We start from the raw sequence: 13,964 nt of genomic DNA, 5'->3' as shown, positions 1-13,964 counted from the left end.
CCGCGTTTGCTTCGGCACGGACGGCCAAACGGGGCCGCACACCACAGCAAAAAGGAGTCGAACATGAATTGGGACCGTGTCGAAGGAAACTGGAAGCAGTTCAAGGGCCAGATCCAGCAGCAGTGGGGCAAACTGACCGACGACGATCTGGACAAGATGAAGGGCACCCAGACGGAACTCGCGGGCCGCCTGCAGGAACGCTATGGGATCGCCCGCGACGATGCCGAAAAACAGATCAACGACTGGCTGTCCCGCCACTGACGAGGCGGCTGTCGGTTGCCGAAGACCGCAGTGCCGCGCCGGTATCTTTGCCGGCGCGGCCCGGGGCAACAGCGATTAACTCAAGCCAGGAACCTTTTGCGCATAGACCGGTTGGGCGGACACGATGAAAAACAGTCACCTCTTCCCTCCGACGACGAAACGCGTGGCGGCCAACACCGCCGAGCACATCAATCAGCGCGTGCGCCAGCAGACTGAAGCCGTTCTCTCCTATTTCGCCGATCATCCGAAGGAAATCGGCCGTCGCCTCGAACAGCTCGACCGCGAGTGGGACATTGAGCGGACGCTCGAGGCCAACGCCGCCAGCTTTTCGCTGCTCGGCCTCACCCTTGCCATCAACCGTGACGGCCGGTGGCTGGCCCTGCCGGTCGGGGTCGCGGCGTTCCTTCTCCAGCACGCCCTTCAGGGCTGGTGTCCGCCGGTGCCGGTTTTCCGCCGCCTTGGAGTGCGCACGGCAACCGAGATCGATCGAGAGCGCTGCGCCCTGAAGGTTCTGCGGGGCGACTTTCGCGACATGCCCCCGCCGCAAGGTTCGGCCGGAGACAAGGCCCGCCAGGCACTTGCCGTCGCCGAGACATGAGCCTATAGCCCGCGGCCTGCGCGGGAGGGGGCCGCGTCGACAGGCGAAGGAATGCCAGCATGGAATTCGACGCTCTGACCCTGGCGCGAATCCAGTTCGCCTTCACGGTTTCCTTCCATATCGTCTTTCCCGCCTTCACCATCGGGCTGGCGAGCTATCTTGCCGTTCTCGAAGGACTGTGGCTGTGGCGCCGCGGCGACGTCTACCTGCATCTCTATCGCTACTGGTCGAAGATCTTCGCCATCACCTTCGGCATGGGCGTCGTCTCCGGCATCGTCATGAGCTACCAGTTCGGCACCAACTGGGGCCCATTTTCGGATGCGGCCGGGCCGGTGATCGGCCCGCTCCTGGGCTATGAGGTGCTCAGTGCTTTTTTCCTCGAGGCCGGATTTCTGGGAGTGATGCTGTTCGGCATGAACCGGGTTGGCCGCGGCCTGCATTTCTTCGCGACCCTGATGGTCGCCGCCGGCACCCTGTTCTCGGCCTTCTGGATCCTTGCCGCCAACAGTTGGATGCAAACGCCGACGGGCGCCGGCTTCGACGGCCTTCAATTCACCCCCGACGATTGGTGGACGGTGATCTTCAATCCCTCCTTTCCGTTCCGCTTCGTCCATATGGTGCTGGCGGCCTATCTGACGACGGCGCTGATCGTCGGCGCGGTCGGTGCCTGGCACCTCTTGCGCATCTCGTCCGATCCCGCGGCCAGGGTGATGGTTTCGATGGCGATGTGGATGGCCGCCCTGGTGGCGCCCCTTCAACTGCTGGCCGGCGACCTGCACGGCCTGAACACACTCGAACACCAACCCGCCAAGATCGCCGCCATGGAGGGCCATTGGGAAAAGCAGCGGGGTGCCCCTTTGCTGCTGTTCGGCATCCCCGACATGGGGCGCGAGGAGACCCGTTATGCGCTTTCCATTCCCCGGCTCGGCAGCCTTATCCTAACCCATGACTGGAACGGCGAGGTGCCCGGCCTCCTCGAATGGCCGCCGGAGGATCGGCCCAATTCGGCGGTCGTCTTCTGGTCCTTCCGGACGATGGTGGGCCTCGGCATCGCCATGATCGCGCTCGGACTCGCCAGCCTCGCCCTGCGCCGTCGGGGACGCCTTTATAGCGCCCGATGGTTCCTTCGGCTGGCCGTCGTGATGGGTCCCAGTGGCCTTGTCGCCGTCATCGCCGGGTGGATCACCACCGAGGTCGGGCGGCAGCCGTGGGTCGTCTACGGGATGATGCGCACCAGCGAGGGAGTGTCGCCGGTGGCGGCGCCGGCCGTCGCCAGTTCGCTGGCTCTTTTCGCCGTCGTCTACTTCGCGGTGTTCGGCGCCGGTGTGTATTACCTCCTGCAACTGATGCACCGGCCGGCCGGTGCCGACGATGCCGGAAGACCACCCGGCGCGCCCGAGCGCGCGGCCGGCATAACGCCGGCACCGTCCATAGGCCGAGAGGAGGCGGAGGCGCCGCAATGACTGTCGATTTGCCTCTCATCTGGGGGCTGCTAATCGGCTTTGCCGTTCTCATGTACGTGGTGATGGACGGCTTCGACCTTGGCGTCGGCATCCTGTTTCCCGTCATCGGGAACGAACGCCACCGCGACACCATGATGAATTCCGTAGCCCCGGTGTGGGACGGCAACGAGACCTGGCTGGTACTGGGCGGCGGCGGCCTGTTCGCCGTCTTCCCGCTAGCCTATTCGGTCCTGCTCACCGCCTTCTACGCGCCCCTGACCGTCATGTTGCTGGCGCTCATCTTCCGCGGCGTCGCCTTCGAATTCCGTTTCAAGGACCCGCGCCACAAGCGGGCGTGGGCCGTTTCCTTCGCCGCAGGCTCGACGCTGGCCACGTTCTGCCAGGGCATCGTGCTGGGCGCCTTCATTCAGGGCGTGGCCGTCGAGGGACGCGGCTATGCGGGCGGCTGGTTCGATTGGCTGACGCCGTTCAGCGTCTTCACCGGCGCCGCCCTTGTTGCCGGCTACGCGCTGCTCGGCGCCACGTGGCTGGTGATGAAGACTGGGGGCGATCTTCAGGAGCGTGCTTACGGCCTGGTCCTGCCACTGACCACCGCCGTCGTCGCCGCCATCGCCTTCGTCAGCGTGTGGACGCCCCTGCTTCATGAAGATATCGCCGCCCGCTGGTTCTCGTGGCCCAACCTGTTCTACCTGTCCCCCGTGCCGCTGGCAGTGGCGGGGGTCGTCTTTCTGCTGGCACGCGCCGTCGCCAACCGCCATGAGGTCCAGCCCTTCCTGCTGGCCTTGGCGCTTTTTCTGCTGTCCTATTTCGGGCTCGGCATCAGCCTGTTCCCGAACATCATTCCGCCAGCGGTCAGCATCTGGGACGCCGCGGCGCCGGACGCCAGCCTCTTGTTCCTGTTGGTCGGCGCGCTTGTCCTGCTGCCGGTCATCCTGGGCTACACCGGGTACGCATATTGGGTCTTCCGGGGCAAGGTAGGCACGGATGACGGCTACCACTGACAGGCACCTGAAACGGGGTGTTGGCAGACGGCTTCTGTGGTTTGTCGGGTTGTGGCTTGCCGGTGTCTGTGTGCTGGCCGCCGTCGCCTGGCTGTTGCGCCTGATGATCGGCACTCCCTAGCCGGCCGAGGCCAAGCGGGCTAGTCGGCGCCCGCCCTCTCGTCCAGTTTCACCATGATCGCGGTGGGTTTGGGATCATGGGGCTGAAGGGCCGTTTTCCCCTCGTCGGCCCATGAGGCCACCACCATGGCTTCCGCCACTTGGCCGCCGGTATCGGCATGCCCCATCGCCTCCCACACGCATAGGCCGTCCGGGGCGATGTAGAACGTATGGTCGCCAAACATGGTGCGGAGTTCGGTAATGGCTTGATGGTCTTCGGGAACGGGGTCCGCGCCCGTCTGATCGAAAACCTGCGCGACTTGCTCGGCGTTGAGCTTCATCTATCGACCTCCTTGCGCCAGTGCTCGAACACCCGTCGGCGGATACCCGCCTCCAGCGGCCCGAAGTCCCGGCCGTTTCCAGAGTCGTTGGATTTCGATCATACGCCGCCGTCCCCGCCCTGGAATTAAACTGGGTTAAGGCCGGGTGGCCCATTATCCGGGTTAGCGCTGAGACTTGATGGCCTTGAAAAGGCTGTCGGCGGGCGGCGTGTCCTGATCCAGATAGAGAGGGCTGAAGTCGGCAACCTCGGCAAGGTCTTCGGGCTTGTCGATGATGATCCAGCGCGACTGCGGATCGAGGCGTATCAACCCCTGCTGGCGGAGCCGTCGCAGCGTCCGGTTGACGTGCACGATGCTGAGACCCAGCGCGTCGGCCAGGATCTCCTGGGTCAGCGGCAATTCGAAATCCTTTTCTCCCGCCAACCGGACGAGTTGAAGCCGATTGAGGAGTTCCATCAGCAAGTGGGCTGTCCGTTCAAGCGCGGAGCGCCTTCCCAGGCTGACCAGGTGCTCGGCCAACACCGAGTATTCCCGCACGATCGACCATACGATGGCCATGCCCAGGCGGGGGTGATCCCGAAGAACCGCCACGAAATCCTCGCCGGGAATCCGGCAAATCGTGCAATCGGTCAGGCTCTGGACGGTATCGTCAGCGACATCGAACAAGGTGGCGCGCAAGCCAAAAAAGTCGCCCGGAATGACGAAGCCGAGGATCTGGCGCCGGCCATCCGACAGCAGTTTGTAGCGCACCGCCCATCCCCCCGTGAGGAGGTACAAATGCTTGCAGGATTCCCCCTCGGTCACGATGTCCTGAAGGCTGTCGACCGCAATCGTTTCCGAAAGAAGACGCGTGAGCACCGCCACGTGGGTCTCGTCGAGGTGGACGAAAATCCCCAGCTTCCGCAAGACGTGATCGCCGATGGGAAAAGCCGCCGAGCGGTTTCTCCGCATACCATTCTCCATTGTCGGTTGTCCTGTCGGGGATCTGGCTGCGGTGATTGTGGCGGCCGCGGCTCCCCCTCCCAGACCATTAACATAGTTTAATGCCCGCCTTCTGTAACGGGTCCACGGTCAATACAGACTGTGAACAAACTGTGCTGTCGCGGGCGCACCCTCCTGGGAGCGTATGGACGTATGAACGATGCAGCCGCATCGGCGGCCCTCACCATCTGCGAGGCCATCCTGCTCACTCTTGTCGAGGAAAAGGTTATCGACAGGGACAGAATTCAGGAGATCCTCGAAGACGCCATCGAGGCGCACACGGCCGCCGCCCGACGCGGCCCCGACCGCGCCACCCGCGAGAAGGCGGCAAGGTTGATCGAGGAAATCATCATCAGCCTCAACGCCATCGCGGACCGCAAGCAGGCCTAGGCTCGCGGGATTTAACCTAGGTGAATGTCGTCCGTCGTCAGCGCCCCTACCCTATCGGAATCGACGGCGGTATCGGTACCGCCCTTCACAGACAGGAGGAAGGGCCATGCTACGCAGTCTCGACGGCCTCATCGGATATGGCATTCAGGCAACGGACGGGCCCATCGGCACCGTAAAGGACTTCCTGTTCGACGATCAGGCCTGGGTGGTCCGCTACATGGTTGCCGACACCGGCAAATGGCTACCGGGCGGCAAAGTGCTGGTCGTTCCCTCGGCGCTGGAACACCCGGAGTGGGATCGGCGATCCCTGCCGGTGAAGCTGACCCGCCGGCAGGTCGAGGAAGGCCCCGACATCGGCGAAGATCAACCGGTTTCCCATCAGCACGAAATCGACCTCCATCACCACTTCGAATGGGATCCCTATTGGCTGGCATATGCGGCAGCCGAGGCCGCGACGCCCTTCCCGCCGGCGGTGGCGCCGGAATCCCCCCAAATGCGCCCGACCCGCGGAGATCCCCGTCTGCGAAGCGGCAGGGAAGTCGAAGGCTATCACGTGAAAGCAACCGACGGTGAGATCGGTCATGTCGAAGATTTCATCCTGGATGACGAAGGATGGGTCGTCCGCTATGTCGTCGTCGACACTCGCAACTGGCTCCCCGGCAAGAAGGTCCTCGTCTCGCCCGAGTGGTTCGATGCCGTGAACTGGACGGACCAAAGGGTTGTCGTCGACATCAGCCGGGAAGGAGTCCGCAACAGCCCCCCCTACGATCCCTCGCGACCGGTCAACCGCGAGGACGAGGGCGTCCTTTACGACTATCACGGCCGCCCGGCCTATTGGAAAGACGTGCTCGAACGAACCGGTGCGACGGTCGGCCACTGGTGAGGGAAAACCGCTAGTAGACAATCAGCGCCGTCACCAGGAGCGCGAAAAAAGCCACGATCAGCAGGCCCGGAAGGAGATAACGGTCCCGCCTGAGCTTTTGGCCGCTACGGGCCTCTTCGGGCGCTTTCCTGACAACCATCGCTCACGACTCCTTCGCCATTGCCTCTCCAGGCCGTCACGTCACGAGACACCCGCCAGCGGGCGGGGCGGATCGGGATCGCGAGGCGGAGGGAGTTCGATCGGCTGGTCGGGAGGCGGCCCTGGCACGGGGACCGGGTCCTCCCGCGGCGGCAGTTCGATCGGTCTGTCGTCCGGATCCGGCGGCATCTCGGGCGGCCCGTGCGGCGGCCCTTCGGGCGGATACTCCGGCGGCCGGTCCGGGGGCAGTTCCGGAGGATGCTCCGGCGTTTCCGGGTCGGGCCCGGGCGTGGGTACGGCGGGCGTCTGCTCGGGGGTTTGCGGACCCAGCCGTTGCTGGTCCTTCAGGCTCGCTGCGACCGTCATGATTTCCGCTCGGTGTCGAACTGACGCTGCGGGTTCGACCGGGGCTTGCCTTTGTTGGTGTCGGAGCGCTCCAGCCGGGCTTCGTATTCGGCAATGGCCGCTTGCAGATCGGCCGTCTCGGCGTCGCTCTCCGCCGCCTTGCCGGCCCCACGCAAGCGGTTGATGCGCTCGAGGGCATGCCGGTATTGCTCCGCGCTAAATATCCGCATGACACCATTCTTCCCGCAAGCCGGCGTCGGGCGCATTTACCTATGTATATGCGCCGCCTGCCCGCTCACCCCAGTTCGAAGGTGGTGACGCCGTAGACGCACTCGACCGGCAGGCCGGGGTCGCCGCCGGTGTACATGCGGGCGGTCTCGAAGACGGGCGCCATGCCGTGGCGCTCGGCAAGGGCGACGGCCGCGCCGTTGGACCGAGGAACGTCGAGAAAGAGGGGATCGCCGGGAACCGACGCGGCGAGGCCGGTGAAAAGGCGTTCCGCGACCTCGGGCGTGTCGGCGAACAGCGGCCCGATCTTGTGACCGACCCGGCACGGCCGGATGACGCCATAGCCGCGCAGATGCTTCTCCTCGACGACGCCCAGGGCGCGCCCACCCGGCCGCTTGATCCATGTCCGCAGAAAAGCTTCGCGGGGCACCCCAAAATGCCGGGCGTCACAGGCCGAAACGCGCTCGAACGGGACGTCGGCCAGTTCGATGGTTCCCCCGGGCGCCGAACCGCCGCCCACTCCTTCGAAACGGGCGTTGGCATACGCGTATTGAAAGCCGGAGCGACGATAGTTGGCCTGCTGGGCCGCCACCCCATCCAATCCGACGTTGCGCCCAGCCAACCGCTTCATGCCGGCCTGCCACAACTTGATCCCGTAACCGCGCCCGCGAAATTCCGGCCGAATGATGTACAGGCCGAGGAATCCGAACGCCTGGCCATAGGCCACGACCGAGATACCCCCAGCCGGCTCGCCGCCCAGTTCGCCGATCAGGAAGCCGCCGGGATCGGCGGTCAGGAAGGCCTCGGCGTCATCGAGGCCAGGGTTCCATCCCTCGCCCGCCGCCCACTCGATGGCAAGCGCGAGATCTGCCGGCGCCATGGCGCGGATGACGAAATCGCTCGATCCCACGATGACCTCATGCCTCCCTAAATTCCCCGGCCGGCGTCGGACCCGTGGCGCCGCCGGCGTCGCTGCAAGACCAACGACGCCGCCAGGCACAGCAGCACCACCATCAGCGAGAAACCAGTGGTCAGCGTTCCCAAGGCGTAGAGCACCGGCGTCGTGACGTTGGTCGTCATGCCGTAGATTTCGAGCGGCAGCGTATTGAACGAGCCCGACGTCATCAAGCTGCGCGCGAATTCGTCGTAGGACAATGTGAAACCAAACAATGCCACCCCGATCAGGCTGGGCGCGATGATCGGCAGCACGACGTGCCGGAAGGTCTGCGCCGGCGTGGCGCCAAGATCGCGGGCCGCCTCCTCGTAGGCCTTGTTGAAGCGGTTGAACACGGCGAACATGATCAACAGGCCAAACGGCAGCGTCCAGGTCAGGTGGGCGCCCAAGGCCGAGCCGTACCAGTTGGTGTCCCACTCAAGGATGTTGAACATCAGGCCAATGCCGAGGCTGACCAGGATGGAGGGCACGATCAGGCTGGCGATCGCCAGATAGAACAGAACGGTCGAGCCCCTGAACGGCCGGCGGAAGGCCAGGCCCGCCGACACCGACACCACCAGGGTCGTCGCCATGACGATCAGGCCGAGACGGATGGAGCGCGAGAAGGAGCCCCCGAAATCGCCGACGGCCTGCTTCTCGAAAAGGTTGGCGAACCAGTAGGTCGATCCTCCGTTCATCGGGAAGGTCAGGCCGCCATCGGGACCCTGGAACGACAGGATGACGATGGTCGAAATCGGCCCGTACAGAAAAAGCACGAACAGCGCGAAAAAGGCGGCGAGAAAGTAGAAACCGGGGGAGCGCCCTTCCCTGTCCATCTAGAGCTCCTTGCGGACGTCGACGACACGCAGCATGGCGGCCACCATCAACAGCACGACGACCAGCAGAACCACGGCGTTGGCCGCCGCCGCCGGATATTGCAGCAGGGCGATTTCGTTGGACATGGCGATGCCCACCGACGAGCTCTGGCCGCCGCTCATCAGGCGCACGGTGATGAAATCGCCCATGACCAGCGTCACCACGAAGATCGAGCCGATGCCGATGCCGGGCTTGCTGAGCGGCAGGATGACGTTGCGGACGATCTGCCATCCCGACGCCCCGGCATCCGCCGCCGCCTCGATCAGCGAGCGGTCGATCCGCATCATGGAATTGAAGATCGGCACCACCATGAACAGCGTGTAGAGGTGAACGAACGCCAGCACGACCGCGAAGTCGGAGAACAGCAGGAATTCCAGCGGCTGGTCGACGACGCCCAAGTGGATCAGGGTCGAGTTCAACAGGCCGTTGCGCCCGAGAAAAGGAATCCACGAGATCATGCGGATGATGTTGGAGGTCCAGAATGGGATCGTGCACAGGATGAACAGAACGATCTGCCAGGTCATGGTGCGCACGTGAAAGGCCAGAAAGTAGGCGATGACAAAGCCGATGGCGAAGGTCAGGGCCCACACCAGGACGGCGTACTTCACGGTGTTCACGTAGGTGGCGAGCGTAACCTGCGAGGTCAGCAGGTAGACGTAGTTGTCCCAAATGAAGTCGGGGAGGATGCGGAACTCGTCGTAGTCCCAAAAGCTGACGACGACGATGGTGGCGATCGGGACGACCAGGAAGAGCGCGAAGATGACGGCCAGGGGAGCCACCTGGACATAGGGGGTGGCGCTGCCGGGAGAGGATCGGGCGGACGGGTTCATGGTGTGCCCTCGAAGGACGTCATCGGGAGGCCGGAGCCTCCCGATGATCCTGTGCGGTCGACGAAGATCAGGCCGCGATGAATTCGTTCCATTTGCGGACCAGGTACTTGTTCTCGTCCATGACCGCGTTCCAGCAGGCGACGGCGCCCATGCGGTCGTAGAACGAACCGCCGTCGCGGACGGAGCCGGCCTTTTCCATGACCTTGCCCTCGGGGCTCAGGATATCGGTCTTGGCCGGCTTGCCCTCCATCCAGAAGGCCCACTCGTCGGCCGACATGTGCTGCTTGGCGGTCTCGATGCAGGCGCTGTAGTAGCCCTGACGGTTGAGGTAGGCGCCGACCCAACCCGAGAGATACCAGTTGATGTATTCGTAGGCGGCGTCGAGTTCGAGGCCGGACAGATGCTTGGCCAGGCCGATGCCGCCGCCCCACGCCCGGTAACCTTCCGCAAGCGGCTGATAGACGCAGGGAATGCCCTTGGCGCGCACCGCGGCGACGGCCGGCGACCACATGGACTGGATGACCACCTCGCCCGCCGCCATCAGGTTGACCGATTCGTCGAAGCTTTTCCAGAAGGCGCGGAACTGGCCGGCCTTCTTGGCCTCGGTCATGATAGCCATGGTCTTGTCGATCTCGGCGATGGTCATGTTGCCCTTGTTGCCGTACTTGATCTCGCCCATCGATTCGCAAACCATGGCCGCATCCATGATGCCGATGGACGAGATGTTGAGGATCGACGCCTTGCCCTTGAAGGAGGGATCGAGCAGGTCGCGCCAGTTCTTCACCGGCTTCTTGATCAGGTCGGGGCGGATGCCCAGCGTGTCGGCGTTGTAAATGGTCGGAATGAGTGTCATCCACCCGGTTTCCTCCGCCGCGAATTCGACGGAGTTCTTGCCCTTGGCGAAGCCGACCGTGTGCGGGGCGGTGCCCTGGGCGATGGTGGATTGCGGGGTCAGCTTGCCGGTGAGAAAGATCGGCACGATCTTGTCGTAGTACTTGATCTTCTTGGTATCCATCGGCTGCATGTTGCCGGCCGGGAAAACCTTCTTGCAGACCCAGTATTCGATGTCGGCGATGTCGAAGGAATTGGGCTGGGTGACGGCGCGCTGGGCCACCGAATCGGAATCGAGCGCCGTCATCTGCAGCGTGATGCCGAGGTCTTGCTTGCACTTCTCGGCGATCGCGTTGAGGTTCGAAACGCCGGTGCCGAACTGGCGCAGCGTCACGTTCTTGATGTTCTGGGCCCAGATCGCCGGAAAGCCGGGGATGGCGCCGGAACCGATCGCCGCCCCGGCGGCGATGGCGGCGCTGTTCTTCAGGAACGTGCGGCGCGACGTGGCGCCGGGTTTTCTTTTCATGTCGTCCTCCTCGTGGTGCTGCTGCGGTTGCGGTTTACTGGTCGGCGAGGATGTGGGCTTCGCCCGTCCCCCAACTGGCGCTTACCCGCTCGCCGACGGCGATGGGATCGGCAAAGTAGGCCGCTTCGTTCACGGCCATGACGAAGTCCTCGGAATCCGGCGATTCCATGCCCAGACGAACCCACGAACCCTGGTATTCGACCGATCGCATGATGCCCCGGACACGGTTGAAATTGTCGTAGGGATGGCTTGCTGCCCCCGCCGCTTCGCGGGCCACGGCAACGCGGTCGCAACGGACCGAGAACGAGACCCGGTCGCCCTGGCGGACGGTTTCCGCGTCGACCAGGAAGCGAACGCCATTCACGCCCTTGAGAACCACGGCGTCGTCGGTCCTGCCCTCGACGACGCCGGAGAGTACGTTGTGGCCACCGATGAAGCGGGCGACGAAAGGCGTGCGCGGCCGATTGAAGACGGACCTGGCCGGCCCCGCCTGCTCGATGCGGCCCTCGTTCATGATCACCACCAGATCGGCGAGCGCCATCGCCTCTTCCTGCGAATGAGTCACGTGGACGAACGAGATTCCCAGTTCCTTCTGCAGCCGTTTCAGTTCGGCGCGCATCCGCGTGCGCAGGAAGGGGTCCAGGGCCGAGAGTGGCTCGTCGAGAAGCAGGACATCCGGATTGGTGATCAAGGCGCGAGCGAGCGCGACCCGTTGCTGCTGGCCGCCGGAAAGCTGACTGGGCAGGCGGCGGGCATACGGCTCCATGTCGACCATGGCCAGCAGTTCGCGTGCCCGTTTGGCGCGCTCCTCTTTTTTTGCGCCGCGCATCTTCAGGCTGAAGGCGACGTTTTCCATGCAATCGAGGTGCGGGAACAGGGCGTAGCTTTGGAACATCATGGCGGTGCCCCGCCGGGTCGGCGGCAGGTCGGTGACGTTTTGATTGCCGAAGACGATGTCGCCCTCGCTCACCCGTTCGTGGCCGGCGATCATGCGCAAGGTCGTCGTCTTGCCGCAGCCCGAAGGCCCGAGCAGGCAGCAGTAACTTCCGGCGGGGATTTTCAGGTTGATGCAATCGACGGCGACGGTATCGCCGAACCGCTTGGTCACGCTGACGATTTCTATGGTTCCCCGAGGGGAAAGAGCTTCCGCCACGCCATCAGTCTCCTGCCCGATTGGGCCGGGGTTGCCCATGTGGCGTTCCCTCGGTCCTTCTAGACGGTGATCTGATCGGCTTAACGCAACCCCTGTGCCACATAGAAAAATATAATGATTGCAATGGCTTCCGCGGATCTGGCGGCAAATCACCACGAGAGAGAAGGCTATTTTTTAAGCATTTTTCCGAATGTCGGGCAATATTGCCTAATTTGTTGACTTTGCCCGCTAGCTCAACGGCCAGAACAGCGGAATGACCAGCATCGCGATCAGCCAATTCAGGAGATTCAGGGGCACGCCGATCTTGAGAAAATCGGTGAAGCGGTAGCCGCCGGCATTGTAAACGAAGGTGTTGGTCTGATAGCCGATGGGGGTGGCGAAGCTGGCGCTCGCTGCGAACATGACCGCCACCGCGAACGGCCTGGGGTCGACCCCGAGATGGGTGGCCAGGCCCACAGCAATCGGCGTGAGTAGGATGGCCGCTGCGTTGTTGCTCATGATCTCGGTCAGAACCGAAGTGATCAGGTAGACCGCCGCCAGCACGGCGATCGGCCCCAGTGTCTCGATCCAGTTCGCGAAGTGTCCGACAATAAGTTTTGCCGCGCCGGTTTTCTCCATGGCAACGCCGACCGCCAACATGCCGAAAATCAGCATGAGGATGTTCCAGCGAACCGATCCGTAGGCCTCTTCGGGATCGAGGCAGCCGAACGCGACGACGGCGGTGGCCGCCATGAGCGCCAGCGCGGCGATCGGCAGCACGTCGAAGGCCGCAAGGCCCATGACGAGAAAAACCGCCGCGATCGCGATGGGCGCCTTGCCGCGCCGGAGCGGGCGCTCGCTCGGCTGAGTTAGGTTCACCAGATCCTGGTTCTCGAACAGCCGCTTCATGCTTTCGGCGGACCCCTCGAGAAGCAGCGTATCGCCCATATAGAGGCGTACATCGTCGAAGTTGCCGGACAGGTGGGCGCCCCGGCGGTGAATGGCGAGAATGTAGGCGCCGTAGAGGCGGCGCAGGTTCATGTCCGCCACCCGCTTTCTCAAGAATCGCGATTGCGGGCCGACGACCCCCTCCATCACCACCACTTCGTGCGTGCCCATCGGCTCGATGGCATGGGCCCCGCGCCCCCCGAACGCCACGTCGCCGGCGTCGCGCAATCCCAGCATGTCGCCGACGTTGCTGCGCACCACCAGCCGATCCCCGGCTTGCAGATCAAGATCATCCAGCTGATCGCGCAACGACGCATCCCGGCGGATGAGGTCGAAGACGCGCAGGCCCCGCTCCTCGGTGAATCCGGCGTCCTTGAGCTGCTTGCCGACGAGAGGCGAGTCGAGTGGGATGAGAATGTCGGCCATGAAGTGCCGGTCCTCGGAGCGCGGCAACAGGCTGGCCTGGTCGCGCCGATCTGGAAGCAGCCAGCGGCCGACCACAAGGAGATAGACGATGCCCACGCCCCCCATGATGGCGCCTGCCGCCGTGATCTCGAAGATGCCGAAAGGCGCCAGCCCCTGTTGCTGGGCCACTCCGTCGACCAGGATGTTGGTCGACGTGCCGATCAGCGTCGTCGCCCCCCCGAAGATACTGGCAAAAGAAAGCGGGATCAGCAGCTTGGAGGGCGCCAGGTTGAGGGTCGACGCCAAGCTGATGGCGACCGGCGTCAGAATGACCACAACGGGCGTGTTATTGATGAAAGCCGACATGAACATGACGCTTATCATCATGGCAATGATCGCCAGCGCAGGGGACGCTCCCGCAGCCTTCGAAACGATCCTGCCGAGGCCGTCGACCACCCCCGTGCGCTCAAGTGCCGCGCTGAGGACAAACATCGCGGCGATGGTGATGGGGGCGCTGTTGCTGAAAACGGCCAGCACGTCGTCGGCGTCGAGAATTCCCGTCGCCAGCAGTGCGCTCACCGCACAGAGGGCCACGATGTCGGGGGCCATCCGCTCACGGACGAATCCCAGAAACACCACCGCCACGAGAATGAGGACGATGCCGATCTGCAACGACGGCCAGTCTAGAATGGTCATGTCGCCCCCATAACCAAGCCTGCGCCCGACGGCAATCGCCGTCGGGCGCAGCGTCGAA

17 protein-coding genes are annotated in these 13,964 nt (G+C 63.9%); 7 read left to right on the top strand and 10 right to left on the bottom strand.

All coding sequences use genetic code 11. The features are described from left to right. Positions 1 to 63: 63 nt before the first annotated feature. From ODR01_RS07745 to ODR01_RS07725, 5 genes are all read left to right on the top strand, one after another. Positions 64 to 261 carry a CsbD family protein gene (locus tag ODR01_RS07745; RefSeq protein WP_316977060.1) on the top strand — a complete coding sequence of 66 codons (198 nt, stop codon included), beginning with the start codon at positions 64 to 66 and terminating at the stop codon, positions 259 to 261. 124 nt (positions 262 to 385) lie between these two features. Further along, positions 386 to 859: a hypothetical protein gene (locus ODR01_RS07740; protein WP_316977059.1), complete on the top strand. Its 474-nt coding sequence runs from the start codon at positions 386 to 388 to the stop codon at positions 857 to 859. A gap of 59 nt (positions 860 to 918) precedes the next feature. After that, positions 919 to 2,322, top strand: coding sequence for a cytochrome ubiquinol oxidase subunit I (locus tag ODR01_RS07735; RefSeq protein ID WP_316977058.1), 1,404 nt, complete (start codon positions 919 to 921; stop codon positions 2,320 to 2,322). Further along, positions 2,319 to 3,323: a cytochrome d ubiquinol oxidase subunit II gene (gene cydB / locus ODR01_RS07730; RefSeq protein WP_316977057.1), complete on the top strand. Its 1,005-nt coding sequence runs from the start codon at positions 2,319 to 2,321 to the stop codon at positions 3,321 to 3,323. Before ODR01_RS07735 ends, cydB begins: the two co-directional genes overlap by 4 nt. Next, positions 3,307 to 3,444, top strand: a complete 138-nt coding sequence (locus tag ODR01_RS07725) for a DUF2474 family protein (protein ID WP_316977056.1) — start codon at positions 3,307 to 3,309, stop codon at positions 3,442 to 3,444. Before cydB ends, ODR01_RS07725 begins: the two co-directional genes overlap by 17 nt. Positions 3,445 to 3,463: 19 nt before the next feature. On the opposite strand, the gene ODR01_RS07720 is transcribed toward ODR01_RS07725, so the two are convergent. Then, on the bottom strand, positions 3,464 to 3,763 hold the full coding sequence (locus tag ODR01_RS07720) for a hypothetical protein (RefSeq protein ID WP_316977055.1): 300 nt from the start codon (positions 3,761 to 3,763) through the stop codon (positions 3,464 to 3,466). 162 nt (positions 3,764 to 3,925) lie between these two features. Beyond that, the gene (locus ODR01_RS07715) at positions 3,926 to 4,714 is read right to left on the bottom strand and encodes a Crp/Fnr family transcriptional regulator (RefSeq protein WP_316977054.1); all 789 of its coding nucleotides are present in this window, start codon (positions 4,712 to 4,714) and stop codon (positions 3,926 to 3,928) included. Positions 4,715 to 4,897: 183 nt separating this feature from the next. On the opposite strand from ODR01_RS07715, the gene ODR01_RS07710 reads away from it, so the two are divergent. Both ODR01_RS07710 and ODR01_RS07705 read left to right on the top strand, forming a co-directional pair. Beyond that, positions 4,898 to 5,134, top strand: a complete 237-nt coding sequence (locus tag ODR01_RS07710) for a hypothetical protein (protein ID WP_316977053.1) — start codon at positions 4,898 to 4,900, stop codon at positions 5,132 to 5,134. A 106-nt stretch (positions 5,135 to 5,240) separates the two neighbouring features. Next, positions 5,241 to 6,017 carry a PRC-barrel domain containing protein gene (locus ODR01_RS07705; RefSeq protein WP_316977052.1) on the top strand — a complete coding sequence of 259 codons (777 nt, stop codon included), beginning with the start codon at positions 5,241 to 5,243 and terminating at the stop codon, positions 6,015 to 6,017. 10 nt (positions 6,018 to 6,027) lie between these two features. On the opposite strand, the gene ODR01_RS07700 is transcribed toward ODR01_RS07705, so the two are convergent. The 8 genes from ODR01_RS07700 to ODR01_RS07665 form a co-directional block, all read right to left on the bottom strand. Then, positions 6,028 to 6,156 carry a hypothetical protein gene (locus ODR01_RS07700; RefSeq protein WP_316977051.1) on the bottom strand — a complete coding sequence of 43 codons (129 nt, stop codon included), beginning with the start codon at positions 6,154 to 6,156 and terminating at the stop codon, positions 6,028 to 6,030. Between the two features lie 361 nt (positions 6,157 to 6,517). After that, positions 6,518 to 6,730 carry a hypothetical protein gene (locus ODR01_RS07695; protein ID WP_316977050.1) on the bottom strand — a complete coding sequence of 71 codons (213 nt, stop codon included), beginning with the start codon at positions 6,728 to 6,730 and terminating at the stop codon, positions 6,518 to 6,520. A gap of 65 nt (positions 6,731 to 6,795) precedes the next feature. Continuing rightward, positions 6,796 to 7,638: a GNAT family N-acetyltransferase gene (locus tag ODR01_RS07690; RefSeq protein ID WP_316977049.1), complete on the bottom strand. Its 843-nt coding sequence runs from the start codon at positions 7,636 to 7,638 to the stop codon at positions 6,796 to 6,798. Between the two features lie 17 nt (positions 7,639 to 7,655). Continuing rightward, positions 7,656 to 8,498 carry an ABC transporter permease gene (locus ODR01_RS07685; protein WP_316977048.1) on the bottom strand — a complete coding sequence of 281 codons (843 nt, stop codon included), beginning with the start codon at positions 8,496 to 8,498 and terminating at the stop codon, positions 7,656 to 7,658. Further along, the gene (locus ODR01_RS07680) at positions 8,499 to 9,368 is read right to left on the bottom strand and encodes an ABC transporter permease (protein WP_316977047.1); all 870 of its coding nucleotides are present in this window, start codon (positions 9,366 to 9,368) and stop codon (positions 8,499 to 8,501) included. A 67-nt stretch (positions 9,369 to 9,435) separates the two neighbouring features. Then, positions 9,436 to 10,725 (bottom strand): ABC transporter substrate-binding protein, encoded by a 1,290-nt coding sequence (locus ODR01_RS07675; protein ID WP_316977046.1) that lies wholly within the window; start codon positions 10,723 to 10,725, stop codon positions 9,436 to 9,438. A gap of 34 nt (positions 10,726 to 10,759) precedes the next feature. Next, entirely contained in the window at positions 10,760 to 11,878 is a 1,119-nt protein-coding gene (locus tag ODR01_RS07670) for an ABC transporter ATP-binding protein (RefSeq protein WP_316977045.1), read from the bottom strand. Positions 11,879 to 12,106: 228 nt separating this feature from the next. Next, positions 12,107 to 13,906, bottom strand: a complete 1,800-nt coding sequence (locus ODR01_RS07665) for an SLC13 family permease (RefSeq protein WP_316977044.1) — start codon at positions 13,904 to 13,906, stop codon at positions 12,107 to 12,109. Positions 13,907 to 13,964 lie beyond the last annotated feature (58 nt).

The organism is Shumkonia mesophila, assembly GCF_026163695.1.
GTDB lineage: Bacteria > Pseudomonadota > Alphaproteobacteria > Rhodospirillales > Shumkoniaceae > Shumkonia > Shumkonia mesophila.
Note: the sequence above shows the minus strand (reverse complement) of the source record. Positions and strands in the feature narration are given on the sequence as shown.

Coding starts and splice junctions, on each gene's coding strand:
- ODR01_RS07715 (WP_316977054.1), bottom strand. CDS start 4,714: ATGCGGAGAAACCGCTCGGCGGCTTTTCCCATCGGCGATCACGTCTTG.
- ODR01_RS07685 (WP_316977048.1), bottom strand. CDS start 8,498: ATGGACAGGGAAGGGCGCTCCCCCGGTTTCTACTTTCTCGCCGCCTTT.
- ODR01_RS07665 (WP_316977044.1), bottom strand. CDS start 13,906: ATGACCATTCTAGACTGGCCGTCGTTGCAGATCGGCATCGTCCTCATT.
- ODR01_RS07720 (WP_316977055.1), bottom strand. CDS start 3,763: ATGAAGCTCAACGCCGAGCAAGTCGCGCAGGTTTTCGATCAGACGGGC.
- ODR01_RS07710 (WP_316977053.1), top strand. CDS start 4,898: ATGAACGATGCAGCCGCATCGGCGGCCCTCACCATCTGCGAGGCCATC.
- ODR01_RS07705 (WP_316977052.1), top strand. CDS start 5,241: ATGCTACGCAGTCTCGACGGCCTCATCGGATATGGCATTCAGGCAACG.
- ODR01_RS07740 (WP_316977059.1), top strand. CDS start 386: ATGAAAAACAGTCACCTCTTCCCTCCGACGACGAAACGCGTGGCGGCC.
- ODR01_RS07675 (WP_316977046.1), bottom strand. CDS start 10,725: ATGAAAAGAAAACCCGGCGCCACGTCGCGCCGCACGTTCCTGAAGAAC.
- ODR01_RS07735 (WP_316977058.1), top strand. CDS start 919: ATGGAATTCGACGCTCTGACCCTGGCGCGAATCCAGTTCGCCTTCACG.
- ODR01_RS07725 (WP_316977056.1), top strand. CDS start 3,307: ATGACGGCTACCACTGACAGGCACCTGAAACGGGGTGTTGGCAGACGG.
- ODR01_RS07680 (WP_316977047.1), bottom strand. CDS start 9,368: ATGAACCCGTCCGCCCGATCCTCTCCCGGCAGCGCCACCCCCTATGTC.
- ODR01_RS07745 (WP_316977060.1), top strand. CDS start 64: ATGAATTGGGACCGTGTCGAAGGAAACTGGAAGCAGTTCAAGGGCCAG.
- ODR01_RS07700 (WP_316977051.1), bottom strand. CDS start 6,156: ATGGTTGTCAGGAAAGCGCCCGAAGAGGCCCGTAGCGGCCAAAAGCTC.
- ODR01_RS07695 (WP_316977050.1), bottom strand. CDS start 6,730: ATGCGGATATTTAGCGCGGAGCAATACCGGCATGCCCTCGAGCGCATC.
- cydB (WP_316977057.1), top strand. CDS start 2,319: ATGACTGTCGATTTGCCTCTCATCTGGGGGCTGCTAATCGGCTTTGCC.